Origin of the sequence: Pseudescherichia sp. AS216 (assembly GCF_037152055.1) — a bacterium.
Taxonomy (GTDB): domain Bacteria; phylum Pseudomonadota; class Gammaproteobacteria; order Enterobacterales; family Enterobacteriaceae; genus Pseudescherichia.
On the sequence record NZ_JBBCMV010000004.1, the window covers coordinates 344,483 to 369,731 of the forward strand.

The window sequence follows — 25,249 nt, forward strand, 5'->3', positions numbered from 1 at the left end:
TGATTTAGCTGAAGTTGGTAACCGGAGGTTATCTTTGCTGATTAAACTGAAAAGAACACGCTCGCATAATGAGGACCGCAAGCTGGCCCTGTGGCTCGCCACAGCGGCAGGCCTGCTAAACGCCATCGCGCTTGGTGCTTTCGGCTTCTTTCCCTCCCATATGACCGGGAACACGTCGCAGCTCTCCAGCGAAGTGTCTAATACTGACCTACGGGACGTTCTTTTTTTCAGCGCTATTATTGTAGCGTTTGTTTGCGGGGCGGTGCTTGCCCGCATTATTGTGCTGTGGGGGATCGTGCATAACTGCCGGCTGATTTTCTGCCAGATCCTATTCGCCGAGGGGCTCTTTTTAACCGGGATATCACTGTATGAGATCTACTTTCATGCGTTCTCATCGAACCGGGAGATTGTTGTCACTCTTTGCGGCCTGATGGGGTTGCATAACTCGACGTCTACGCAGCTGTCGAGTGGCCGGGTCAGATCGACACATATTACCGGCACCTTAACCGATGCGGGGATCTCGCTGGCGTCAGTGCTGGCAGCCATGCTGCGCCGGGATTACTCCAAAGATAGCGCCGCGCAGAAAAGTCAGCTCAAGACCCATCTCACCACGATTTTCTCGTTTCTGACCGGCGGTATTGCGGGCCTGTTCCTGTTCAGATGGTTTGGTTTTACCGCTATGTCGGCGGTCGGCGTAGTGCTGATGGCGATTGCTGCGCTGTCGATTATTAGCGTTAGCGTACGGGTGAGGAAAGTACGTGCAGCGATGCGTGGGGTATCCTAATAGGTAAATGTCGGGCGGCGTTTCGCTTGCCCGACCTACAGCCAATGCCCGTGCATACCCTTAGTCGAACCAGGTGGGACGCTCGGACATAGCGATTTCCATGCTCACTTCTATCTGTTCAGGAACGATCCTTGTCAGCGACAGCTCCGGCAGCGCGTTAATATCAAAAAAGCCAATGTCGGTAGATTCGTGGCTTAAGGCCAGACTTCCACCGATCTCTTCGCACAGGAAGATAAGCTTGTAAACATGCCAGGGGTAGGGTGGATGGCCATGAAGATTGCGATCCCATACGCCCAGCAGTTTTGTCACGTTTACGCTGAGTCCAGTTTCTTCTTTAACTTCCCGGCTCACGGCCACAGACGGCGTATCGCCGACGTCTGCCCAACCGCCGGGTAAACTCCACAATCCATCGTCAGCTTCGCGAACCATTAGAATTTTCCCCTCGCGGAGGATAAATGCACGAACGTCCGTTTTCGGCGTTGCGTAACCAACTTCAGAAACGTGATTCCAGTTCTTAGCGTCAATGTCGAAGCGGGAGCCGATTAACTCAACGGCCAACTGCTGAAGGGTTTCATAGCGCTCGCGATCGAAAACATCTTTTGCATAAGTGAGGCCGGTCTGGGCGATGGCATTGAGTTTTTTAGCAAGATCGATGATTTCAACAACCTTTAAATCGTCTGGCATCGAGCTTTCCTCTGGTTTGTCGTTATGGTTGTTCGGGGTTAGAAGAAGGAAATGATAGTCGTGTTGTGTTACCGAAGAGAAGGGGAAGAGCGCTGGTTCTTATGTATAAGTCGCCGTAGGTAAGATGGCAGACAGTTTCCTACATCTTATTTAACATAATATACATTATGCGCACTAAGATTGTAGCGGCAAAGTTGTAACGTCCGCCTTGGGCTGAGGGATCCTGATGACGGCTCATGCAGCGGAGTTTTTCACTATTGAGTTAGGCCGTAGGGCTATTGGGTAATGTATCGAGGTCTGGCATTACCCGGATGGCCGGAAAGAGCTCCGGCTTAATGGGACTGCTCTTCCCTACTCCACTTATGATCGCCTTTCAGAAATCGACCAGAGAGCTATCGTCAATAACATGCGCCTCGGACGCACACTCGAATTTATCAAGCTGGTTCAGGATAAACGCGATAACAATCCTTCACAGTCAATCCCAGCCGGTGATGGACCCTCACTTCGGCGCAGAAAACCCACAAAAAAAATCACAACGTTCTCTGAATGGCGACGATATGCCGGAAGCATTGAAAACGCTGCAATCACGTTCTGGAGAAATTTTTGGCCCGAGAAAATGACTTGAATACCATGATAAACAGCAATGCTGTGGTACCTAACGTCCGCTTTGAGCGAGAAGCGGACATTTTGGATATAACTCATAGACATTATGAGCAGCACAGCTTTGATAATCATTTAGAAATTGTGACTAAAAGCTGGCGATTAATGAGTTTTTCCTGATGATAAATATCATCATCGGGCTTTAACGATAGCCATGACGAAACCATCCCATCCTTTTTCACCAACAGTCTGTACTGCTGTCGCTTCAAGGCGCTCATCCTCAGAAATCATTTCGACAAATTCTCGCAGACCTTTAACGTTCGGATCTTCACTACTGGAGTCGATTACACTGCCACCGCGCACAGTGTTATCTCCTACGATAACAGTGCCTTTTTTCGACAGTTTAATAGCCCATTCAAGATAGTGGGGGTTATTCACTTTATCGGCATCGATAAAAATCAGGTCAAAGGGAGCATCAAGTGTGGGTAAGACATCAAGTGCGGCTCCTCTATGCAATGTGACACGCTCAGCCAGCCCCGCTTTGTTTATATTCTGGCGAGCAACCTCTGCATGGTGCTCGTTGAATTCAATTGTCGTTACGCTTCCATGTGGTGGGAGAGCCCGGGCCATCCATAAGGTGCTATAGCCCCCAAGCGTGCCTATTTCAAGAACACGGACGGCACGCGACATTTGAATGAAAATCGCCAGCATTTTTCCCTGTAAAGCAGAGACATCGTGTGTGGGCAATCCCTGTTCTGTGTTATTGGCGAGAGCGTATTTTAAATCTACATCCTCAGGAGCGAGCTTTTCAGAAAACCAGGCATCTACCTGTGCCCACTTATCAGAATCTTGTGAAGGATAATCTGGAATTCGCATATGAAATTTACTCTCCTTAAACACTCTATGTTAGGCCACATTAGACATAATATCTCGGTCAAGAACTGTGGCTCAGAGCTTGTCCCAGTGCATGTTTTGGATAACAACCCTGTATCCATCCATATCCTTGAAGGTAACGCCATCGCGATCCCAGTAGGGATTGAATGATTTAACTCTGGCGAAGCCAGCATCATCCATATTATTACAGGTGGTTAGCCAACTGCCTTTATCAGGAATGTAAAGAACCAGGAGATCTTCATTTGAGGGTGAAGGTCGCACCGGATGATCATGGCACTGGGTAAACTCAAGGTGCCAGGACAAGCCTTCCAGTCCTAACATATAGCCGCTGAATCCATCGTGGTCTGTAAAATCGCCGATTTTATCTAATCCAAGCCCGTTACAGTACATTTCGCAGCTTTCACTGAGTGCGCTGACAGGTCTGGCTATCCTCATGTGCTGCAGAACCATAAACACCTCCATTTTTTATCCTGATTTACCATAACATTTCCTGGCAGCTCCCCGCAGTGCATTTCTGCGGCGAACGGGCCTTTTTCGGCACCTTTTCTTGTCCAAAACCCTTAAAAACGCGCCTGATGATTTTGGCGCATTTGCATTGCTATGCAGTGAGAACTCTTCTCCAAATATTAATGCATGCAGATGTTTGAAATGTCCGCTCCTGGCACAAAGCGGACATTTCAGCTTTGCCCTGCCCCGGACATCTGAACTTAGCTTTGACAAAGGTTTAGGTGCGCATATTTAAAGCTTACCCCACATGACGTGTACTCGACCAATAACGCCTTCTAGAATTCTTTATATCCCATCCCATCGTTTTAAAATAAGGGAGGCATTAACGCCCCCGAATCCAAACCCGTTTGACATGGCATTGTTCATTTTCATATGGCGGGCTGTATGTCTGATAAAATCGATGCCGTCCGCGTCAGGATCCGGACTAAACAGGTTCAGCGTCGGCGGAGCCATCTGGTTAATCAGTGAGAGCACCGTGAAGATCGCTTCTACGCCTCCGGCAGCGCCCAGCATATGACCTGTGGCTGATTTCGTTGAACTGACCGCCACGGATTCGCGCACACCAAACAGACTTTTTATCGCTGCAATTTCACACCGATCGCCGGTTGGTGTTGATGTTGCGTGGGCATTGATATACTGAATTTCGTCTGGTCTGAGTCCGGCCTGAGTCATTGCCTGTGTCATCGCTCTTGCCGCCCCGCTTCCGTCATCCGGACCGGCCGTCAGATGATACGCGTCAGCACTGGTGCCATATCCCGTCAGCTCTGCCAGAGGTATAGCACCCCTGGCTAAAGCATGTTCCAGAGACTCAATGACGAGAATGCCAGCCCCGTCAGCCATGACAAATCCATCTCTGTCTGCGTCGAAAGGACGCGAGGCTGATTGAGGAACTGAGGTAAAGCGCGTCGAAAGTGCTCTTGCAGCGGCAAACCCACCGAGGGTCACCCTGTTCAGGGCGGCTTCAGCTCCACCGCATACGGCAATATCAGCTTCATCGCTTATTATCATCCTTGCGGCGTCACCAATAGCCTGAACGCCCGCTGCACAGGCCGTTACAGGGGCGCCCAATGGCCCCTTAAATCCATAATGGATGGAGATATTGCCCGCTGCCATGTTGGGTAAAAAAGACGGGACGGTAAAAGGCGATAATCTCCTGGGGCCTCTCGAATCAGTGGTCCGTACAGCCTCCATCATCGAACTAAATCCCCCTATTCCCGTGGCGATTACGGTTGCGGTACGAATACGTTGTTGTTCTTCCTGCGGGTACCAGTTTGCCTGAGAGAGAGCCTCCTCTGCCGCCACCAGCGCATATTCAATAAAGCTGTCCATTTTTTTTCGGTCTTTGGCTGAAATTAACGCCGCAGAATTGAGCCCTGCCATATCATTTTCGCCCAACGGTACTAGCCCCCCGACGGCAACCCCGGTACCATCAGTGATATCTTCAGGAAGCAGCCTGATTCCTGAACAGCCGTTTATAAGCCCCTTCCAGACATGGTCTACACCGCATCCGAGTGGGCTAACAATTCCCATACCGGTAACAACGATTCTTTTACGTGTTGATTTTTTCATATACACCTCATGAAGGTACGTGCGGGTCGCTTTATTCAGGGCGGAATCACACCGCCCCGCTTATATCAGGAACGTGGTGCCACTTGCCCGACATTCCCTTCATCAGGACGCGGTTTGATTTTGAACCATATGGAATACATTGCTGGCAGGAAGACCAGCGTCATGACTGTTCCACCAATCGTGCCGCCGATGAGCGTGTAGGCCAGGGTCCCCCAGAACACAGAGTGAGTCAGGGGCATGAAGGCCAGAACGGCTGCAAGTGCTGTCAAAAGTACCGGACGTGAACGCTGCACCGTCGCTTCGATAACCGCATGGTAGGGATCGAGCCCTTCTTTCTCATTATGATGAATTTGCCCGATCAGTATCAGTGTGTTACGCATCAGTATTCCTGATAGCGCGACCAGGCCAACAAGCGCATTGATACCGAATGGCTGATTGAACAGCAGTAACGTTGGCACCACGCCTATCAGACCCAGAGGACTGGTAGCAAAAACCATGATCATGGCGGCAATCGATCTCACCTGCAGGATGATGATGAGCAGCGTCAGCGCAATCATTATCGGGAATAGCGGTACCATGGCATTGCTGGCTTTAGCCGATTCCTCAATGGATCCCGCCATTTCAATCCGGTAGCCGGCAGGAAGCCCCTCTATCACAGGCTGTAGCTTCTTCAGAACCGCGACAGAAACATCCGGGGGCTGAAGCCCTTCGGCAATATCACCGCGAACAGTAATGACAGGCGTTCTGTCACGACGTCGGACCACAGGATCCTCCATCACCACCTCTACTTCTCCGATCTGAGATAACGGAATTCGCTGCCCCTGGGCGCCGGTCAGAGTTAATGATGAAATTTGCGCGGGATCGGTCCGTACGTTACCCAGCGCTCTGCCTGTGATCTGCACTGAACGGATATCTTCCCGTACCTCCGTAATCGGTGCGCCAGAGAGCAGGAACTGCAGTTGTTGAGAAACTGCCGCGGTGCTTAAGCCGACGGCATTGAGCCGGTTCTGGTCAAGAACAAATCGTAATGACGGAACCCGGGTACCCCAGTCGGTATTAACGGTTCTCATCATTGGATTTTTCTCCATGACGCCCTTAACTTTCGCTGAGATATCACGAAGAACTGCAGGATCGGGTCCCATGACCCTGAACGCGACGGGATATGGCGTATAGGGTCCAAATACCAGCTGCGTAACGCGTACCTGCGCTTCAGGAGCAAGACCGTCACTGATAGCCTGTCGTAAACGTAACTTGAGCTCTTCCCGCTCGGTTGGATCTGCTGTCAGGACAACGATTTTAGCAAAGGAAGGATCGGGTAACTCCGGTGCCATAGCCAGATAAAAACGTGGTGCGCCCTGCCCGATGTAAGAGGTCACTTCGCTACTTTCTTTTTGTTCCCTCAGCCAGCTTTCAACTTTTACCGCAGTCCGGGTGGTACTCTCGATAGAGGTGCCGTATGGCATCTGGATTTCAACAAGGACTTCCGGTCGGTCAGATATCGGGAAGAACTGTTTGTTAACAAGCCCCATACCGACTACGGCTAAGGCAAATGAACCTATAACAATCCCAGCGACGACCCATTTTCGGGTAATCACTTTTGCCAGAATATTTCTGAACCGGTTGTAATTTTTGGTGTTATAGATTGCAGCATGTCCCCCTTCTACCTTTTTCAATTCCGGCAAAAGTTTGACACCCAAGTACGGGGTGAACACCACGGCGACAACCCATGATGCAATCAGGGCTATACCGACAATCCAGAACATATTGCTGGTGTACTCACCCGCAGTCGAAGGGGCGAAACCATTTGGCATAAAACCGATGGCGGTTACCAGCGTTCCGGATAACATCGGAGCGGCTGTATGGCTCCAGGCATAGGCAGAGGCTTTTACGCGGCTGTATCCCTCCTCCATTTTTACGACCATCATCTCTATCGCGATGATAGCGTCATCCACCAACAAACCCAGGGCGAGGATAAGCGAGCCCAGAGTAATTCGATCAAAGTTCTTCCCTGTGGACGCCATAATGATGAAAACAACGGCAAGTGTCAGCGGTACTGCAGCAGCAACCACAATGCCGACGCGCCAGCCCATACTGACAAAACACACAACCATCACCACCAGTAACGCTGCGAAAAATTTCAGCATAAACTCATCGACGGCTGCACTGATATTCACTGACTGATCCGTTACCTTTGTGAATGTCATGCCTAACGGGAGCGTTTCGCTCATTTTTTGGGATTCATCATCAAGTGCTTTCCCGAGATCAAGCCCGTTCCAGCCATCTTTCATGATCACGCCCAACAGTAGAGCGGGTTCGCCGTTATTGCGAACCTGGAACGTCGCAGGATCTTCATATCCGCGTTCAACTTCCGCGATATCAGATAATTTGAGCGTTTTACCATTTACGACCACCGGGGTTTCCCGGATTTTAGACAGCTCGTCAAACGCCCCTTCGAGACGTAAAAACACCTGTGAGCCTGACGTATCAATAGAGCCGGAGGGTGTCAGTACGTTCTGGTTATTCAGCGCTGAGAAGATGGTGTCCGGGGATATGCCAAGCGTTGCCAGCCTTTCATGAGAGAAGGAAACAAAAATGCGTTCGGACTGTTCCCCGATGATGTTCACTTTCTTGACGCCGGGAACGTGTAACAGCTGCTGGCGCAGTTTTTCTGCATCACGGACAAGCAGGCGTTCAGGCTCCCCCCTGGCCTTAAACGCGAAGATAGCAAATGTGACATCAGAGAATTCATCATTGACCATCGGCCCAATGACACCGGCAGGAAGATTCCTTGTTTCATCGCCGATCTTCTTACGTGCCTGGTAAAACTCCTCCTGAACAACGGAGGGCGGCGTGCTGTCCTTGAGAGAAACCGTGCTGAATGCCAGGCCTGGTCTGGTATAGGTTTCAGTACGATCGTACCAGTCCAGCTCCTGCATACGCTTTTCAATGGGCTCAGCAACCAGGTTCTGCATTTCCTGTGCTGTCGCCCCTGGCCATGCCGTAATGACCGTGAACTGCTTCACAGTGAACGGGGGATCCTCAGCCCTTCCCAGCTTGAGGAAGGCGATAATGCCGGCAACGGTGATAAGCAGGATCAGGAATAAGGTTACCGACTTTTCACGAACGGCCAGAGCGGAAAGATTAAAGCGGTTTTCACTCATTTGCCGTCTCCTTCACACCCGGCTCTGAAATAATCAGAGGGCGAACCTGTTCACCGTCATGTAAAAGATGAGCCCCCAGCGCAACTATCTGGCTATCGGGTTCCAACGCACCACTCACGACGACCGACTCGCTGCCAAGAGTGACAATTTTTACCGGCGTCCAGGCTACTTTCGCAGGCTTACCCCCTACCCGCCATACGCCCGGCCCGTTGCCTACGTCATGAATAGCCCCGGTTGGAACAGTGATCCCCTGAGCTGAATTCTCTTCATGAATTTTGACAGAGACAGTACTGCCCAGAGGGGCCAGCGAAAGTGGGGAGTCAAGCACATATCGCGCTTCAAAAGTTCGGGTAAGAGGATCTGCTGAATCAGATAACTGTCTGAGAGTGGCTTTCACAGCGGTACGGGGATCGCCATACAGACTGGCCGTGGCTACACTGCCAGTTTTCGGACGCAGCGTTTCCGGTAAACTGATTACCGCTTCCCTTTGACCTGCATGGGCAAGCCTGACGACCGTTTGCCCCGCAGATACCACCTGTCCGGGTTCAGCCAGGGTATCCATCACCGTCCCGTCAGCATCAGCCCTGAGCACCGCGTAGTTTGTAGCATTTCTGGCAACGTTAGCCTGTGCAATCGCCGCTCTTAAGTCAGCCTGTGCCGTTGCCGCCTGAGCTTTGACCTGGCCATACGCTGAAGCTGAGATCGCACCGGTACTTACCAGATTTCTGTAGCGACGTTCATCTTCAGCGGTTTGATTTGCACGCGCTTTAGCTGCAGCAACGGCTTGTTCCTGAGCCCTTGCCTGCAAACCTAAATCTTCAGGATCGATCAGCATAAGCGGCTGTCCCGCTTTGACGTTCTGTCCCTGATTGACAAGACGTTCCTGAATTTTCCCGGCTACACGGAAGCCTAAATCACTTTCAACGCGTGATGCGACAGTACCCGTAAAAGCTAGCGAAGTATTTGAGGCGCTCTGAACACTGGTCACTCTGACGAGTGGTGGCTTTGTTCTGGGATCTTCAGTTTGAGCTGAATCGCCGCAGGCGGTAATGGACAGGCTCATCAGACCCACAGCAACTGGAAGTAACTTTACCCGAAACATAGGTTCCCTTTTAAGAGAGGCAGAAAACCCAATATTCTTTCAAGTGACCAATTTAGTCAATGGTCACATCATGGCATCAGACTTCTTAATATCAGTGACGGGAGCTGTTGTGCAGCTTGAGGCGCGACATCCAGGTTGTACTGCAGTTGAACCGGATTGATGTACGGGAGAAGAACCAGAAAAATAGCATCCACAGTTTCATCGAGTGGTGAACGCCTTTCAAACTCACCGTTTAAGCGCCCTTCATTAATGATATCTGCAACTATTTTCTTTAATTTATTCGTATAGTTAACAGCAGAAGACCACTGCTCCACGCTTGCCGCTGCGGCAATGTCATACAGTTTTCTGTCATAGAAAAACAGGTCGCTGCTTGCATCAATCACCGCTCTGAACAGCACTCTTAATTTTTCTGACGATGAGGTCGAACCGGCAATGTTGGCTTCAACAATATCCATGATCATCCGCAGTCTGTTGGTGCAGATCACTTCTCCAATTGCCTGTTTGGAGTTAAAGAATTTATAGATGTAGGCCTTTGAAAATCCTATTGATTTAGCCAGATCGGCAACGGTGGTTTTTTCATATCCATAGTGGCCAAAATATTCAGTAGCAGCCTGTACAATCTGCTCCCTGACGCTGTGTTCTGCAGGTCCTCTGGTTTCGTCCTGGATCGGCATGAAAATATTCCTCCGTGTAAACAGTAAACTTAATTGATAATCTTGTGACCATTATACAATGTGGTCATAAGTTAGTAAGCGTATTTCTCAAGTCAACAGTACGGAATGGTATCTAAACGAAACATAGCCGGATTAATGAGCTCTCTGCTCATCACTCTCTGCACCGTCGGGCCAGACCATTCCAGACCATCATCATGTCTGCTTTGAACGAGAAGCGGACATCATCGTCATAGTGCTACTTCAGCTTTTCCACCCACGCTGAACAAAAATCCAGATACGCCCGCACAAGGTTTGAGGGATATTTATGACGCGCGTAGACAAGGTGTAGCGGAATTTTCTGCGTGGCTATTCCAGGTAAAAGTTGTATCAGTTCACCGCTTTCCAGCCAGGGTCTGGCTGAAAAATCCAACAGCTGAGTAATGGCCTTACCACTAAGGGCATAATGAATTAAGCCCTGAGAATTATTAGTGGTAAAGATGGGCTCGTATTTAACTTTTTCGGTTCCAGAATCCCATTCAAAAAGACCATGAGTCAGGCTCTCCCAGGCAGCAACCGGCAGACGGGCCATTTCTGCCAGTGTTTCAGGCGTACCGTGACGCGTTAGTAATTCAGGGCTTGCAACAAACAACGTTTCCAGTGGCTTAAGAGGTTTAGCAATGACGTCATCCGTATTCAAGTCACCCATTCTCAGCGCCACGTCCACACCGTCTGCGAACAAATCAACCACCCTTTCGCTGGAATGACAAAATACGGTGATGTCGGGATAGCGTTGCTGAAATTCGATCAGAAAATCCCACCATAGTGAGAAATTAGGTGGCACAGACAGACGCAGTTTGCCCTGTAATGTGTGAACAGAAGTGACGGACTTTTGTGCATCCTCAAGTAGCTCAATACCCAGACGGGCCTGCTCAAAAAATAGTTGCCCTTTATAGGTGGGTTTCACGCCGTGCCGTGAGCGTTCCAGGAGCTGCACGTTTAATGACTGTTCAAGCTCATTGACTTTCCGACTTAAGGTGGAGATCGGTACCCCTGTTCTTTCACTTGCCGCAGAGAGGCTTCCGGCATTCATCACCTCGATGAACAATTTCGTGGCGTTAAAATCCATCATTCTTTCCATTATTGGGAAGTATATTTCAATTTTTAGTGATTCCATTCCATTTTTCAAATGACTAAAATTTTTTCTTTGCTATTTTCTGCGAGTTTAAAAATGAACAACCGAGTTGCCAAAATCTTAAACGTTCGCTATCCCCTTATACAGGCCCCCTTATATTTTCTGACTAATGCAGAGCTGGTTGCTGCGGTTTCAAACTCTGGCGCGCTTGGCACGCTGGGGCCCCACGCCGGTCAGGAAAGCCTGCCTGGATCGCGTTTTGTGGCGCTGGATCGTATGCGGGAGGAGATTCGAAAAGTTAAAAAACTGACGAATAAACCCTTTGCCGCGACCCTGATTAACGGTCCGGATATGAGTTTCTGGCGGCCTACTGCGGAAATGTTGGTTGAAGAAGGCGTGGAAGTGGTGCTTATCAATGAAGTGCTGGACGCTGAAATATTTGCTTTCTTTAAATGCCACAGCATAAAAACGCTTTACCGCGCGCTGACGCCCACGCTCGCTAATTCAAAAGAGGCAGAAAAATTAGGGGCCGACATCATCATCGCCACCGGTTTTGACGAGGGAGGCACTGTCCCCTCCCGGGTGATTGGTACATTCAGCATTGTTCCCATGATCGTTGATAGTGTGAACGTTCCGGTCATTGCAGCAGGCGGTATAGGTGATGTTCGCGGCGTGCGGGCCGCATTGGCTTTGGGGGCCGAAGGAGTATATGCAGGCAGCCTTTTTTTGACTGCTGTCGAAAACCCTGCAGCTGAAAAAGTTAAACGTCTGATTGTCGATTCCACGGCTGAGGATCTGCTGCTGTTCCGTACGCTGCCAGCTTATTACCGTAGCTTACCCACCGATCTGAGTCCGATGCTGGCAGAGTTAGACGCGCAGAATACGGATCGTGAAACCATGTTTAAGGCGATGAACGGTTATCACTCACTGTGGCAGGCCATGAGGCTTGGTAATTTTGACCAGGGCGTTGTTTCAACCGGCACGGGTATTTCCGTGATTAAATCGATTCGTCCGGCAGCAGAAATTGTTTCAGACCTTATGCAGGACTTTTAAAAGAGACACACTATTTATAACACTATGTACGCTTCTGGTTAGGAGGCTATCGACCTGAATGTCCGCTTTGAGCGAGGGGCGGACATTCAGTCAGCATATCTCAGGAGCTGGACACAACTCTTCTGACGAAGCTCTAAGAGCCCAAAACCATCATATCTCATATGAAGTGAAATAGTGCATTATCCTGAGACGTTTCCGTGTTAAAAAGAAGATTACCTTACATGGAGATGTTGTTATTTATGGCTTTTTTTTCCGGAATCACTGGGCGGCTGTTCCTCATAAACGTAATGACCGCCATTTCATACGCCTTCGTATTGCCTGTAATGAGTCTTTTTTTAATAAACGGGTTACATGCCAGCCCGATTTTTATCACTTTCTACAGCCTGGGGTTTGCCCTGTCAGGATTGTTTTTCAGCCAGCTGATGGGATCTCTTGCAGATAAGGGACATCCAGTCAGGCAACTTTTCATGATTTCTGTTACGTCTCTTTTTCTGGCGGGTTTAGCCTTCAGTTTCTGTCGTGAACCTGTCGAGGCTCTGGCCATCGGCATTTTCTTGATGGGGCCAGGCAATGCATCTATCCCGTTACTCCTGTCGATGATCCGAAAGCATTCACTAACGGCAGGGCTTAACGCTACGCGACTCAATACGCAAATGCGTTCAGGCGTGTCAATTGTATGGATTGCCGGACCGGCTCTGGCATTTGTCTTCGCCGACCGATTTGGCTTCACCTTTAATTTTCTGGCCTCAGCCCTGCTTGCAGCCATAACCTTACTTGCAAGCCAGTTTCTGCTTTCGAAGGATAAAAAAACTGTCAGTACAGGCAGAACAGAAACAACTCAAGCCGGTAAAGCCCCTATCACGGGTATGATTTGGGCACTGGGCGCAGTAATGATGCTGGCAAATTTATCCAATAACATGTACCTGACCATTATGCCGCTCTACCTGGTACACGAGCTTAATTTACCCGCTTCGTTTCCGGGCTTTCTGCTGGGTGCAACCGCGATAATGGAGATTCCCGTGATGCTTGCCTCAGCTCATCTGGCAGAGAAAACAGGGAAAGAGCCACTGATTATGGTCGGATTTCTCTTTGCTGCCGTCTATTACAGCCTGCTTCAGCTGGCCACTAACATGACCGAACTGATTGTGCTGCAGCTTTTCAACGGATTATTCTTTGGTATTTTTGTCGGCTTAGGCATTTCTCTTATCCAGGACGCGTTGCCTGAACGTAGCGGCTTCGCATCAGCGTTTCACTCCAATGCCATGCGCACAGGCATGATGTCAGGCAATGGTATTGCCGGTCTGATGGCGCAAGTAGCAGGGTTTAAAATGACGCTGCTTGTTCCATTGTTATCAGTGTGTTGTGCTGCTTTGCTAATGCTCTGCATAAAGAGAAATCACTCTACAAAAAACAGTTCACCAATGGGCTGAGACTGCTCATAAATATACGTACAAACACGATTAACCGGCGCTGTTGTTCCGATTTTATTCTCATTAATTCAATGTCCGCTTCTGGCACAAAGTAGAGACAGTTCGCAGCGGTTGCGGACTGCCTCGCTCCGTTTATGTAACGTCCGCGTTTGGCCGTTGTCATTCATCCTGTGGTCAGTTTGTGGCTTTCAGATAAAAGATCGTGTATTTCCTTTGGGGATAACGGACCGGAGAGAACAATGCTTATCCAGTGCTCTTTGTTCATGTGATAAGCAGGTAAAATGCCCTCTTTTTTTCTAAGAGAACCGATGTGTTCGGGTCTGATCTTGACCTCTAGTACGTCAACGTCCGCTTCTGTTTTAAGACCCAGCTTCGTACCTGGCACGTTCATAACTATTCCGAACCACTTCTTCCCGTCGTGATGCCGGAGAACGGCATAGCCCGGAAGATTGCTCCAAAGATACTCTGGCTCGGCGTGGTAATGCTCACGGGCATGTTTGAACAGCGTCTCTCTTTTCATCAATTTTCTTCTGTTAATTAGGTTTATATATGAGTATGTATATCGGATGAGCTAGATGTGCTCATTATAGGACGATGAGATGACGGATGCCGAGTTAGACATTTTAGTGAAAGATAAAACCGATTTTAATAAACGCCTGCGACTGATCGCGAGTTTATCCCGTTGTGAGGATGAACGCAGCGTATTGGCGCTGAAACATCTTGCACAGCATGACTTCGTCTATGCTGTGCGACTCTCTGCGTGGCAGGCACTACAAGCAAAAGGCATTCTTATACCAGAGCCCGTTGAACGCCCCCGCTATGCAATCCTGTTAGAAAGATCCCTTGCGCGCGCTAAACGCATCTGCCAGAGGGTGTTTGATTTTTGCCAGGGCTGGTATATCTGAACAGCACCGTCATTACCAACAACACTCAACGCCGCAGGATCTCGCCATTAATCGATGCGACACGCGTCTTGCCGCAGAACGCCATCGACAAATCGAACTCATTACGAATGATGTTGAGCGCCATTGTGACGCCCTCCTCGCCCAGCGCCCCTAATCCATACAGCATGCTGCGTCCGATATAGGCTCCTTTTGCGCCCAGCGCAATCGCCTTGAGTACATCCTGCCCGGAACGTATCCCGCCGTCAAAATGCACTTCAATGCGATCGCCTACCGCGGCGACGATCTCCGGCAATACTGTAATCGATGACGATACGCCATCCAGCTGACGCCCGCCGTGATTGGAGACGATCAGCGCATCCGCGCCCGCCTCCACCGCCAGACGTGCATCCTCGGCGTCCATAATGCCTTTTACCACAAGCTTGCCGCCCCAGCGCTGCTTTATCCACTCAATATCCTGCCAGGAGAGCCGCGGGTCGAACTGCCGGGCCGTCCACTCCACCATCGCGTCGATATTATCAACGCCGCTGGCGTGGCCAATGATATTGCCGAAGTTACGGTTACGCGTGGCGAGCATACTGCGACACCAGCGCGGTTTACCGGCAATATTAAGCAGGTTGCGCAGCGTCATTTTCGGCGGCGTCGACAGGCCATTTTTAATGTCTTTATGGCGCTGACCAAACACCTGTAAATCCATGGTGACGACCAGCGCGCCGCAATTTGCCGCTTTTGCGCGGTCGATAAGGTTCGCGACGAACTGGCGATCGCGCATGACGTAAAGCTGGAACCAGAATGGATGGTAATCCGTTGCCTGCGCCACCGCTTCAATAGAACAAATACTCATCGTGGAGAGTGTAAAAGGAACGCCAAATTTTTTAGCCGCGCGCGCCGCAAGAATTTCACCATCAGGATGGATCATGCCGGTTAAGCCAGTGGGCGCAATCGCCACCGGCATCGCCACGGCCTGGCCGAGCATCTCGCTGGCGGTGCTGCGTTCAGTAATATCGACCGCCACGCGCTGGCGAAATTCAAGACGTCCTAAATCAGCTTCGTTGGCGCGATAGCTATATTCGGTCCACGAACCTGCATCCACATAGTCGTAAAACATTTTTGGCACCCGCTTACGCGCCAGCTGCCGTAACTCTTCGATGCAGGTTATGGTCATAGCCGTTATCCCATAAAAAAGCTAAATATCAGTGATTACGATTTAACATAATCGGTATAGGCGTTCTGCAACGCAATGTGATCGGCAATATATTTAGCGTCGTGCCATACGCCGTAAATAAACGATGAGGCGCGATTGACCAGGTTCGGCAGGCCGATGAAATAGATGCCCCGCTCTGCAGAAATACCGCGTTTATGAAACGGCAGCCCTTTTTCGTCGAATGCATCAACCTGCAGCCAGCTGAAATCAAATTTAAAACCGGTCGCCCAGATAATGGTCGTAATGCCCGCGGCGGCCATATCCAGTTGAGTAAGCGGAGTGAGCAGGCACGCCGGATCGGGCAACAGCTCCCACGCCTGCGGCTCCGGCGGCAGATCCAGTCCGTTGCGTTCAATGTAGGCATCGGCATCGCGTAGTACGTCGAAGTAAGCTTTATCGCCCTCGGCGATATTCTCAGCCAGGCCTTCAGCGAAGTGCAGCACGCCGTTATCCCAGCTTTTGGTAATACCGACAAGCGTAATGCCCATATGCGCCAGGCGGCGAAAATCCACGGTTTTGCCCCCTTCATAGCCGCTCACCGCAAAGGCCACGTGCTCTTTCTTCGGCTTGATTTTAACTTCATCCCACAGGCCGAGCGCGCCGAGCCACCAGCAGTAATCACGGTTGCGATAAGCACGCGGCGGACGGTAATGTTCGCCAACCGACAGATAAACCTCTCGCCCCGCTTTACGCAGCTCTTCGGCGATTTGCGTACCGGATGCCCCTGCCCCTACCACCATCACGCCGCCTGCGGGCAACTGCTGCGGGTTTTTATAAACGGAAGAGTGGATCTGCTGCACCCCGGCGCTCTCCGGCACAATCTGCGGGAATGAGGGCTTCTGGAACGGGCCCGTTGCGGCAACCACGTTGTCGGCTTCGAATTCACCCGCTGACGTCACCACGCTGAAGCCGCTGCGCCCTGTCAGACGCACCACTTGATGAACCTCTACGCCGGTGCGTACGGGCGCCTTAAGCATCTTCACATAGTCTTCGAAGTACTGCGCCATACGCTCTTTCGGCGGAAAGGCTTCCTGAGAAATATTGTCGAATTTAAGCGAGGGGAACCGGTCGTGCCAGGCCGGTCCGTTCGCCACCAGCGAATCCCAGCGCTCGGAGCGCCAGCGTTCAGCGATACGGCTGCGCTCAAGAACAACATGCGGCACGCCCATCAGCGACAGATGTTCACTCATGGCAATACCGGCCTGCCCGGCGCCAACAATAACAGTATTGATCTTTTCTACTGACATAATAGATCCCTGGAAATGAATAGTTTATTAATGTCTGGTTTCGACGTTTAATACTTTGCCAAGCCCTAAAAACTTATTAGCAATAATTAACAGCGTGGCGGTAACGGTAATATAAATAACTGACAGGGCCGCCAACGTCGGGTCGGCAAATTCACGCACATAGTTGTACATCGCCACCGGTAAGGTCTGCGTCGCTTGGGTGGTAATGAACAGCGATGCGGTAAACTCATTAAAGGAGAGAATGGCGGCAAACAGCCAGCCGCCGAACAGGCCCGGCAAAATCAGCGGCACGGTGATGGTCAATACCACGCGCAGCGGCGATGCGCCAAGGCTTGCCGCCGCCAGCTCAATACGCTGCTCGAGGTTTTTTAGCGACACATACACGCTGCGCAGCACAAACGGCAGCACCAGCACGACGTGGCAGAAGATCACCAGCGGATAGCCGCGCCCGAGGTTGAGCTGTGACACCAGCATCAGCAGACCCAGACCTATAGTGAAATGCGGGATAAACAGCGGCGACAGCAGAATGCCTTCCAGCACCTGCTTGCACGGGAATGAATAGCGCTCAATGGCAATCGCCAGCGCGGCCCCCACGATCACCGCCAGCGACGATGCCCATGCGGTAACAATCAACCCGGACCAGAAGCCATGACGAAAGTCATCGTAACTCACCGCACGTTCGAACCAGCGCAGCGACCAGCCTTTCGGCGGGAAGAACAGCACCGAGGTGCTGCTGAACGCGGAGATAAACACCACGATGGTCGGCAGCAGCACAAAGATAAGAATAGCGGCGACCAGCAGGCGGCCCGTCAGCGTCATCAGTTTGTCGTTCATCGAACGGGTCATATTAATGCTCTCCCATCGCGTGCAGGAATCGGGTCATGCGTTTCAGTGCCATCAATAACAGGATGGTAAGGATCAAACCGGCAATGCTTAACGCGGCGGCAAATGGGAAGTTCATCGACGAGAAACCCAGTTGATAGACCAGGGTTGCCACGGTGCTGACGCGTCCGCCGCCAATCAGCTGCGGCGTGGCAAAGGCGCTAAAGGTCCAGGCGAACGCGGTGGTCAGGCTGGAGACAATACCGGGGATAGAGAGCGGAATGGTCACCGTCAGCAACGTGCGGAGCGGCCCTGCGCCAAGGCTGGTGGCGGCTTTCTCATAATCGGGGTTAATGTGCGACAGCGCGGTGGCCAACATCAGCACCATGATCGGCATGGTGACATGCACCAGCGCCACAACTACCCCCGTTTGCGTAAACATAAACTGAATAGGTGTTGAGATGACGCCCACGGCCAGCAACAGGCTATTCAGGAAACCGCTGTTGCCCAACACGATGATCCACGAATAGGTGCGCACCACTTCGCCAAGAAACAGCGGCGTAATCGCGATAATCAGAATAGTGGATTTGATCCACGTGGTGCGGGTGCGCACCAGTGCGTACGCCAGCGGATAACTCATCAGCAGGCCAAAAATAGCCGTTTTGGCGCTAAGCATGACGGTGTTGATAAAGGCATCGGCATAGATGCCTTTAAGCAGGCCGTTGAAGTTCGCCAGCGTAAATCCGCCCACGTCGAGCGAACCGGGAATATAGGCGCGCACGCTATATTGCATTACCGCAAACATCGCGATAACCAGCCCAAACGCGGTCAGCGTGGCGGGAATAATGAACCAGGGTAAAAATGTCGGTTTTCTCGTCATAGACGTCGCAGCCTGAGTAGTGTGTTGCCGGTAGAAACGGGGCGGCCCGCAGGCCGCCAGGTCAGTCAATGAGACATGATGTTTTCAGAGAACCACTGACGCCACTCTGCGGTCTTCTCGGCGCGCAGCTGCGGATCGGTGTTGATGGTGGCGTTCCACTGCTCGGGGGTGGTCAACATGCCCGGCAGTTTCGCCAGCGCCGGGTCGATATGGGCGTTAGTCACCGTTGGGCTGCCGTGATAAATCTTCGCCACCTGCTGCTGAGTTTCCGGCTTCAGGGCGATATTGATGAACTTATACGCGAGGTCGGCCTTGCTAGTGCCTTTGTTAATGCCAATCGTATCGACGCCCAGAACCGCGCCCTCTTTCGGCATCACCAGCTTGATGTTTACCCCTTCGGCAATCATGTGGTAGGCGTTCATCGACAGCATCACCTGCACGGGCGTTTCGCCGGTGGAGATCAGCTGCTGGCTGTTGGCGTCATCGGTATAGAAAGATTTGATGTTCGGGATAAGCGCTTTCAACTTCGCCTGGCCCTGCTCCCAGTGCGCCGCGTCGGTGCCGGAGAGTTTGGCGGAAACCGCAATGATATGGCTCGGATCCCAGTCAGGCAGCGCCAGCGTCCCTTTCAGCTCAGGCTTCCACAGGTCGTTCCAGCTCTCAAAGGTTTCGCCCTTCGCCACCATATCCGGACGATAGCCGATTGTGTAAACGTAGCCCCACACGCCGAGGTGATAAGGGCTGACTTTCGCCTGCTGCACCAGGTTCGCCGCGTTCGGGATTTTGCTCATATCGAGCTTTTCAAACAGGCTGGAGTTGGCGTACAGATAGCCGACATGTGCCGTCGTAAAGGTCACGTCCGTTTCCGGCGAGCCCCCCGCCAGTTTGGCTTTGTTCAGACGATCGATAGTGCCGCCCGTGACAAACTGCACTTCCACACCGGTCTCTTTGGTAAATTCTTTGGCAATGGTCTCATCAATCAGATCTTTAAAACCGCCGCCCCAGGTGCTGACAATCAGCTTGTCAGCGGCCATCGCATTACCTGCGGACAACACACTTGTGGTCAACAACGTTAAGGCACAAATCTTACGCAACATATTCTCATCCCCAATGCATGAAATGACTGTGGTAGCAATCTGAAACCCGGCGCGCCAACACGGTGCGAACGGTGTTCCCTGGTGTGAAATCACTATGCCGTTGCGAGCCGATTCGGTAAAACAGCCTTTTCCTCGTCGTTGCGTCAGGATTTCTGACGCAAAAAAAATGTCCCTGTTTTGGCATGAGAAATGCAAGAAACCTGCACTATTAGAATGACTGGCGCTACATGATGGCGTCGGCGATCTCAGGAGAACCTGCATGCTCAGTCGCATCACCCAGCGTCAGCTGGAATATTTTGTCGCTTCCGGAGAGGCTGGCAGCATCATCGGCGCATCCGAGCGTATCCACGTTTCATCGCCGTCGATCTCTGCCGCGATCACCCACATTGAATCTGAACTGGGCGTACAGCTGTTCGTGCGGCACCACGCCCAGGGGGTGTCGCTGACCGCCATCGGTCATCAGGTACTGAAGGAGGCGAAGCTCATTCTGGAGCAGATGATGAACCTCTATACCATTGCGTCAGAATCCATGAACAATGTGCGCGGCCCGCTGCGCGTGGGCTGTCTGGATACGCTGGCGCCCATGCTGACGCCGGAACTGGTGTTCGGTTTTGGCCGCGCGTTTCCGGGCGTGCGCATTACGCTGGTGGAAGGCCACCATGAACAGCTGCTGAAACAGTTGCGCGCTGCCGATATCGACATCGCCCTGACTTATGATTTAGTCCCCGCTAACGACATTGCCTTCACCTCCCTGGCGCAGCTGCCGCCGTATGTGATGGTGGGGGAACATCATCCGCTGGCGACACAGTCGGCGGTGACGATTCAGGATCTGGCGACAATGCCGATGGTGCTGCTGGATATGCCGTGGAGCCGCGAATACTTCCTTGGGCTGTTTAGCGAGGCGGGCGTTACGCCGAATGTGGTCATGCGCTCCGGCAACATGGAGGTAGTACGCGCCATGGTGGCCAACGGCGTGGGGTTTGGTATCGCTAACGTGCGGCCGAAAGCGCATCTCTCTCAGGATGGCAAACGCCTGATCCGCGTGCGGCTGGCGGGGGTGAACAGGCCGATGCAGCTGGGTTACGCCACCGTGGCCCACACGCAGCACTCTATGGTGGTGAACGCTTTCGCCGAGCGCTGCCGCATGTTTATCTCCGACCAGTACATCCCTGGCATGGCGGCCCCCAGCTATTTCGACCCGCAGGTGGTGCGCGTGGCGTGACGGTGTCACATATCATCCCGGCGTGGGTATGAATGTTAGTACCCGCGCGCCGGGAACACTTGATGAGTTACCGGTTCGCCGCGTGCGGCGCGTTGGATGTTCTCTGCAACCTGCTGCGCGGCGCTGGCGGGAATGGCGACAGACGCCAGATGCGGCGTAATCAACACATTTTCCATGCGCCACAGCGGATCGCCCGGCGGCAACGGTTCGCGGTCAAACACATCCAGCGTGGCTTCCGCAATTCGCCCGGTGCGTAACGCATCCGTCAGCGCCGCCTGGTCGACAATTGCCCCGCGCGAGACATTGATAAACGCCGCGCCAGGCGGCAGTCGTGCCAGCCGTTCGGCGCTAAGCAGGCCCGCCGTGTGCGGCGTGAGAGGGAGCATTACTACCAAAATGTCGCTCTGGCTGAGAAAGTCATTCAGTGACTCCAGTCCGCTGCTACAGCGAACACCCGCAATCGCTTTTTGCGAACGCGACCAGCCGCGTACATCGAATCCCTGTCGTGCCAGCTCCTGCGCCGCATACCCGCCCAACTCCCCCAGGCCCAGCACGCCGACACGGACGCTGGAGGGCGTACGCGGATGCAAATAGCGCCAGCGCTGTTCACGCTGCGCGCGCTCAAACGCCGGAATATCGCGCGCGTAGCGCAGCACCGCGAAAAGCACATAACCGGCCATCATGCGCGCCATATCCGGGTCGGACAGTCGTATAATCGGGATATCTGGCAGATCGTCGCGCCCGACCAGGGAGTCGACGCCCGCGCCGAGATTCACCAGCAGTTTGAGATTGCGGTATGGTGCAAAGAAACCACCCGGCGGTTGCCATGCCAGCGCATAGTGCACGTCATCAGGTTTTTGCACCGTTTCGGCGCGGCATATCGTCACGCCGGGTAAATACGGTGCAAGTAAAGCTGACCACTCGTCGAAGCTGTCAAATTCGCTGTAAAACACAAGGGTGCTCATGCGACGCGCCCCTCCATCAGGTTAACCACCGCATCAATCGCCAGCTCGTAACCCATTGCGCCCAGCCCGGCGATCACGCCGGTTGCCGCTTTCGACACCATGGAGTAGTGTCGGAACGGCTCGCGCTTCCAGATGTTGCTCATATGCGCTTCGATAATCGGGCCGTCAAACATCAGCAGCGCATCAAGGATCGGCACGGACGTGTAGGTCAACCCCGCCGCGTTGATAATCAATCCAGCCGCGTTCTGTCGCGCTTCCTGGATCCAGTCAACCAGCACGCCTTCATGATTGCTCTGGCGAAAGTGCACTATTACCCCGTGCGATTGGGCGCGACGCTGACAGCGCTCGCCAATGCTGACAAAACTTTCGCTACCATACGTGCCGTTTTTATCCAGCCCATACAAATTGGCGTTCGGCCCGTTGAGAAAATAGATCTGCTGTGACATGCAAGCTCCTGATTAAACGTGCGGACGCGTAGCGACCATAGCCGAATGCGCATCGAAAACGGCGAACCACGCGGCGGTCAGCGGGTGGCCAGTGCGCCAGTTAAGTTCGGCAAAGCGGAAGTCGAGATAACCCAGCGCGCAACCAATGGCAATCAGCCCGATATCGTGGGGACGATCGCTAAAATAGCTGGCCTGACGTTCAACTTCCGCCAGTGCGGCGGCAACTTTTTGCAGCTGCGCGTTGGCCCAGCTCTGCCACTGTTTCTCAGGCGGACGAGCGCTGAATTCATAGCGCGCCAGCAACGCGGCGTCGATAATGCCATCGCCCAACGCCTGGCGCGCAAGGCTTAGCCAGCGCGCATCACCGTCCTGCGGGAATAAACCGCCCTGCGCGCGAGCGTTGAGGTATTCGCAAATGACCCGGCTATCGTAGAGACAGATCCCGTTTTCGGTACGTAGCGCCGGGACTTTGGCTAGCGGATTAAACGCGGCGATACGTTCGTCGCGCTGAATGGGATGCGCAGCGGAATCCAGCCGGTGTATCTCCTCTGCAAGGCCCAATACCGTCGCGCACACCATCACTTTACGTACGTAAGCGGACGTCGAGGCGAAATAGAGTTGCATCATGACGCCACCGCCAGCAGCACTTTGCCGATGTTGGCGTTGGCCTCAAGAATGCGATGCGCGTCCGCGGCCTGCGCTAACGGCAGGGTTTGATAAACCATCGGCGCGATTTTACCGGCGGCGATCGGCGGCAGCAGATGTGTACGGATGCACTGCGCCAGCCGCGCCTTCTCGGCATCACTCTTCGGACGCAGGGTTGAGGAGGTCAGATGCAGCCCCTTACGCATCACCTGTTGCAGGTCGAGTTCAATCTTCGCGCCCTGCATAAACGACAGGCTGACATGACGTCCGCCCGATGCTAACACGCTCAGGTTGCGCGCCACGTAATCGCCGCCAACGTTATCCAGCACCACATCCACGCCGCGCCCCTGGGTTTCCTCAAGGATAACCGCGACGAAATCTTCGCTGTGGCGGTCAATGGCGCGCCAGACGCCAAGCTGTCGCAGCGCTGCTACCTTTTCAGCACCGCCTGCCGTCGCCACTACCCGCGCCCCGCACGCCTGTGCGCACTGAATGGCGAACGTTCCCACGCCGCTGGCCGCCCCGTGGATCAGTACGGTTTCGCCGGGCTGCAAACGCCCCCGTTCAAACAGGTTGTGCCACACGGTAAAGGCCGCTTCCGGCACCCCCGCCGCCTGGGCGAGCGGCAGGTTTTCCGGCACGGGTAAACAGAGTTCGGCGCGCGCCACGCAATACCCGGCATAGCCGCCACCGGAGAGCAGCGCCATTACCGGCGCGCCAGGAGCGAGAGAGTCAACGCCCGCGCCCAGCGCCGCAACGGTGCCGGAAACTTCCAGCCCCAGTACATCGGTGACGCCCGGCGGCAACGGCATGCCGTTGCGCTGTAAGATATCGGGACGGTTCACGCCCGCACTGACGACACGAATCACTACTTCACCCGGACCAGGCTGCGGCACGTTACGCTGTACCAGGGCTAACACCTCAGGGCCGCCCGGCTCACGGGCGACTATTGCGTTCATCATTTCAGGTATCATCGGCGCTTATCCCTGTTTCGCCGCGCTAAACGCGCATACGCCTTCGTCATCTACGCTCACGCCCACCAGGCTGCCGATGGGCCAGCGCGTCAGTGAACTCAACCCGGACTGGCGCGCAAACAGCGAGGCGCTGCCCAGCGCCGGGACATCGAGATGGACATCCACATGATCGCCCTGAAAGACATGGGCGATCACCGTGGCGCTGAACAGCGAATGTGGGCCAAGCGGTGCCAGCTGCAGGTTTTCCGGACGCACGTAGACATCCAGGCGCTCGCCCATCATGGCGTGCACGCGTTCCGCCGGCAGGCGCAGCGTATTGCCGCCCACCTCCAGCATCGCCGCACCGTCACGACCGACATAGCGCCCCGGCAGAATATTCACATCGCCCACAAAACCTGCGACAAACGGATCCTGCGGACGACGATAGATCTCATCCGGCGTGCCGATCTGGCGCACGTGCCCTGCCGACATCACTACCACGCGGTCGCTCATGCTCAGCGCTTCACCCTGATCGTGCGTTACAAAAACAGTGGTGACGCCAAGTTTGCGTTGAATCGCCTTGAGCTCAACCTGCATCGACAGACGCAGGTTTTTATCCAGCGCCGAGAAAGGCTCATCCAGCAACAATACTTTGGGGCGGATCACCAGCGCTCGCGCCAGCGCCACCCGCTGCTGCTGACCGCCTGAAAGTTCCCGCGGCTTGCGATGGCCGTAACCGGCCAGCTTCACCAGCGCCAGCGCCTGCTCAACGCGCTCTGCGATTTCAGCTTTGGGCACACCGCGCATACGCAGGCCGTAGCCGACGTTTTTCTCGACCGTCATATGGGGGAACAGCGCGTAGTTCTGAAACACAATACCGATTTCACGCTGGTACGGCGGTATCTCGGTAACCAGATCGCCATCAATAAAAATTTCGCCGCCATCCGCCTCGGCGAAACCCGCCATCAGGTTCAGCAGCGTAGTTTTGCCGCAGCCAGAGGGGCCGAGCAGCGTAATAAATTCCCCTTCCTCTATGGTCAGGGAGATTTTGTGTAGGGCGATAGCGTCGCCAAAGCGTTTCAGTACGCCGTCAAGCTGTACGGCGACATGGGCTTTGTTGGCGACGGGATGCAGCGCTTCGGGCTGCGGGAATGTGGTGACTTCGGCACTTACCATGGACTCTCCAGATACGGGCTATCAAATGCGTGTCACCAGCATACGGGTTAAGCGCGTATCACGCGGTTAGTGCTTCCTGAAGCTGGCGTTTGGAAAAGGGAAAGCAGAGAAAAAGGTGACA

General features: G+C 53.2%; 24 protein-coding genes and 1 pseudogene. 6 read left to right on the top strand and 19 right to left on the bottom strand.

Annotated elements, in window-relative coordinates; translation table 11 throughout:
* The first annotated feature begins 34 nt into the window (after positions 1 to 34).
* Positions 35 to 784 carry a YoaK family protein gene (locus WFN61_RS14485; protein WP_144815761.1) on the top strand — a complete coding sequence of 250 codons (750 nt, stop codon included), beginning with the start codon at positions 35 to 37 and terminating at the stop codon, positions 782 to 784.
* A gap of 60 nt (positions 785 to 844) precedes the next feature.
* Here WFN61_RS14485 and WFN61_RS14490 read toward each other — a convergent pair whose 3' ends face one another.
* Positions 845 to 1,468, bottom strand: coding sequence for an NUDIX hydrolase (locus tag WFN61_RS14490; RefSeq protein ID WP_337038856.1), 624 nt, complete (start codon positions 1,466 to 1,468; stop codon positions 845 to 847).
* Positions 1,469 to 1,727: 259 nt separating this feature from the next.
* Here WFN61_RS14490 and WFN61_RS14495 point away from each other — a divergent pair.
* Positions 1,728 to 2,088 (top strand): annotated as a pseudogene (locus tag WFN61_RS14495) (ISNCY family transposase); the annotation flags it as partial.
* 172 nt (positions 2,089 to 2,260) lie between these two features.
* Here WFN61_RS14495 and WFN61_RS14500 read toward each other — a convergent pair.
* From WFN61_RS14500 to WFN61_RS14530, 7 genes are all read right to left on the bottom strand, one after another.
* A complete protein-coding gene (locus tag WFN61_RS14500) occupies positions 2,261 to 2,944 on the bottom strand; it encodes an O-methyltransferase (RefSeq protein ID WP_312778701.1) in 684 nt (227 codons plus the stop codon).
* A gap of 72 nt (positions 2,945 to 3,016) precedes the next feature.
* Positions 3,017 to 3,412 (bottom strand): VOC family protein, encoded by a 396-nt coding sequence (locus WFN61_RS14505; RefSeq protein ID WP_337038890.1) that lies wholly within the window; start codon positions 3,410 to 3,412, stop codon positions 3,017 to 3,019.
* Between the two features lie 342 nt (positions 3,413 to 3,754).
* Positions 3,755 to 5,038: a beta-ketoacyl-ACP synthase II gene (fabF, locus tag WFN61_RS14510; protein ID WP_312778700.1), complete on the bottom strand. Its 1,284-nt coding sequence runs from the start codon at positions 5,036 to 5,038 to the stop codon at positions 3,755 to 3,757.
* Positions 5,039 to 5,103: 65 nt separating this feature from the next.
* Positions 5,104 to 8,199: an efflux RND transporter permease subunit gene (locus tag WFN61_RS14515; RefSeq protein ID WP_337038857.1), complete on the bottom strand. Its 3,096-nt coding sequence runs from the start codon at positions 8,197 to 8,199 to the stop codon at positions 5,104 to 5,106.
* The gene (locus WFN61_RS14520) at positions 8,192 to 9,301 is read right to left on the bottom strand and encodes an efflux RND transporter periplasmic adaptor subunit (protein WP_337038858.1); all 1,110 of its coding nucleotides are present in this window, start codon (positions 9,299 to 9,301) and stop codon (positions 8,192 to 8,194) included. Before WFN61_RS14520 ends, WFN61_RS14515 begins: the two co-directional genes overlap by 8 nt.
* Positions 9,302 to 9,369: 68 nt before the next feature.
* Positions 9,370 to 9,975: a TetR/AcrR family transcriptional regulator gene (locus WFN61_RS14525; protein ID WP_312632986.1), complete on the bottom strand. Its 606-nt coding sequence runs from the start codon at positions 9,973 to 9,975 to the stop codon at positions 9,370 to 9,372.
* 235 nt (positions 9,976 to 10,210) lie between these two features.
* Positions 10,211 to 11,128 (bottom strand): LysR family transcriptional regulator, encoded by a 918-nt coding sequence (locus WFN61_RS14530; protein WP_337038859.1) that lies wholly within the window; start codon positions 11,126 to 11,128, stop codon positions 10,211 to 10,213.
* Positions 11,129 to 11,140: 12 nt separating this feature from the next.
* Between WFN61_RS14530 and WFN61_RS14535 the strand changes: the two genes are divergently transcribed.
* Positions 11,141 to 12,139 carry an NAD(P)H-dependent flavin oxidoreductase gene (locus WFN61_RS14535; RefSeq protein ID WP_337038860.1) on the top strand — a complete coding sequence of 333 codons (999 nt, stop codon included), beginning with the start codon at positions 11,141 to 11,143 and terminating at the stop codon, positions 12,137 to 12,139.
* A gap of 221 nt (positions 12,140 to 12,360) precedes the next feature.
* On the top strand, positions 12,361 to 13,569 hold the full coding sequence (locus WFN61_RS14540) for a sugar efflux transporter (RefSeq protein WP_337038861.1): 1,209 nt from the start codon (positions 12,361 to 12,363) through the stop codon (positions 13,567 to 13,569).
* A gap of 163 nt (positions 13,570 to 13,732) precedes the next feature.
* Here the strand turns inward: WFN61_RS14540 and WFN61_RS14545 are convergent, their stop codons facing one another.
* Complete coding sequence (locus tag WFN61_RS14545; RefSeq protein ID WP_144815784.1) at positions 13,733 to 14,089, bottom strand: MmcQ/YjbR family DNA-binding protein; 357 nt, start codon at positions 14,087 to 14,089, stop codon at positions 13,733 to 13,735.
* Between the two features lie 79 nt (positions 14,090 to 14,168).
* Here WFN61_RS14545 and WFN61_RS14550 point away from each other — a divergent pair, with 79 nt between their 5' ends.
* The gene (locus WFN61_RS14550) at positions 14,169 to 14,474 is read left to right on the top strand and encodes a hypothetical protein (protein ID WP_312282284.1); all 306 of its coding nucleotides are present in this window, start codon (positions 14,169 to 14,171) and stop codon (positions 14,472 to 14,474) included.
* A gap of 25 nt (positions 14,475 to 14,499) precedes the next feature.
* Here the strand turns inward: WFN61_RS14550 and WFN61_RS14555 are convergent, their stop codons facing one another.
* From WFN61_RS14555 to WFN61_RS14575, 5 genes are all read right to left on the bottom strand, one after another.
* Positions 14,500 to 15,636: an alpha-hydroxy acid oxidase gene (locus WFN61_RS14555; protein WP_312926821.1), complete on the bottom strand. Its 1,137-nt coding sequence runs from the start codon at positions 15,634 to 15,636 to the stop codon at positions 14,500 to 14,502.
* Between the two features lie 35 nt (positions 15,637 to 15,671).
* Positions 15,672 to 16,922, bottom strand: a complete 1,251-nt coding sequence (locus WFN61_RS14560) for a flavin-containing monooxygenase (protein WP_337038862.1) — start codon at positions 16,920 to 16,922, stop codon at positions 15,672 to 15,674.
* 27 nt (positions 16,923 to 16,949) lie between these two features.
* The gene (locus tag WFN61_RS14565; RefSeq protein WP_144815796.1) at positions 16,950 to 17,768 is read right to left on the bottom strand and encodes an ABC transporter permease; all 819 of its coding nucleotides are present in this window, start codon (positions 17,766 to 17,768) and stop codon (positions 16,950 to 16,952) included.
* 1 nt (position 17,769) lies between these two features.
* On the bottom strand, positions 17,770 to 18,624 hold the full coding sequence (locus WFN61_RS14570) for an ABC transporter permease (RefSeq protein ID WP_222890524.1): 855 nt from the start codon (positions 18,622 to 18,624) through the stop codon (positions 17,770 to 17,772).
* 65 nt (positions 18,625 to 18,689) lie between these two features.
* Positions 18,690 to 19,721: an ABC transporter substrate-binding protein gene (locus WFN61_RS14575; protein ID WP_337038863.1), complete on the bottom strand. Its 1,032-nt coding sequence runs from the start codon at positions 19,719 to 19,721 to the stop codon at positions 18,690 to 18,692.
* 259 nt (positions 19,722 to 19,980) lie between these two features.
* On the opposite strand from WFN61_RS14575, the gene WFN61_RS14580 reads away from it, so the two are divergent.
* Positions 19,981 to 20,943 carry a LysR family transcriptional regulator gene (locus tag WFN61_RS14580; protein WP_103821027.1) on the top strand — a complete coding sequence of 321 codons (963 nt, stop codon included), beginning with the start codon at positions 19,981 to 19,983 and terminating at the stop codon, positions 20,941 to 20,943.
* A gap of 35 nt (positions 20,944 to 20,978) precedes the next feature.
* Here the strand turns inward: WFN61_RS14580 and WFN61_RS14585 are convergent, their stop codons facing one another.
* Genes WFN61_RS14585 through WFN61_RS14605 form a run of 5 tightly spaced genes read right to left on the bottom strand, consistent with a single transcriptional unit; the run spans position 20,979 to position 25,128 of the window.
* The gene (locus WFN61_RS14585; protein ID WP_337038864.1) at positions 20,979 to 21,908 is read right to left on the bottom strand and encodes a 2-hydroxyacid dehydrogenase; all 930 of its coding nucleotides are present in this window, start codon (positions 21,906 to 21,908) and stop codon (positions 20,979 to 20,981) included.
* Complete coding sequence (locus tag WFN61_RS14590; protein ID WP_312282281.1) at positions 21,905 to 22,354, bottom strand: type II 3-dehydroquinate dehydratase; 450 nt, start codon at positions 22,352 to 22,354, stop codon at positions 21,905 to 21,907. The genes WFN61_RS14585 and WFN61_RS14590 overlap by 4 nt, the downstream gene beginning before the upstream one ends.
* A 12-nt stretch (positions 22,355 to 22,366) precedes the next feature.
* Entirely contained in the window at positions 22,367 to 22,981 is a 615-nt protein-coding gene (locus WFN61_RS14595; RefSeq protein WP_312282280.1) for a glutathione S-transferase, read from the bottom strand.
* Positions 22,978 to 23,961, bottom strand: a complete 984-nt coding sequence (locus WFN61_RS14600; protein ID WP_337038865.1) for an NAD(P)H-quinone oxidoreductase — start codon at positions 23,959 to 23,961, stop codon at positions 22,978 to 22,980. The genes WFN61_RS14595 and WFN61_RS14600 overlap by 4 nt, the downstream gene beginning before the upstream one ends.
* An 18-nt stretch (positions 23,962 to 23,979) precedes the next feature.
* On the bottom strand, positions 23,980 to 25,128 hold the full coding sequence (locus tag WFN61_RS14605; RefSeq protein WP_144815816.1) for an ABC transporter ATP-binding protein: 1,149 nt from the start codon (positions 25,126 to 25,128) through the stop codon (positions 23,980 to 23,982).
* Positions 25,129 to 25,249 lie beyond the last annotated feature (121 nt).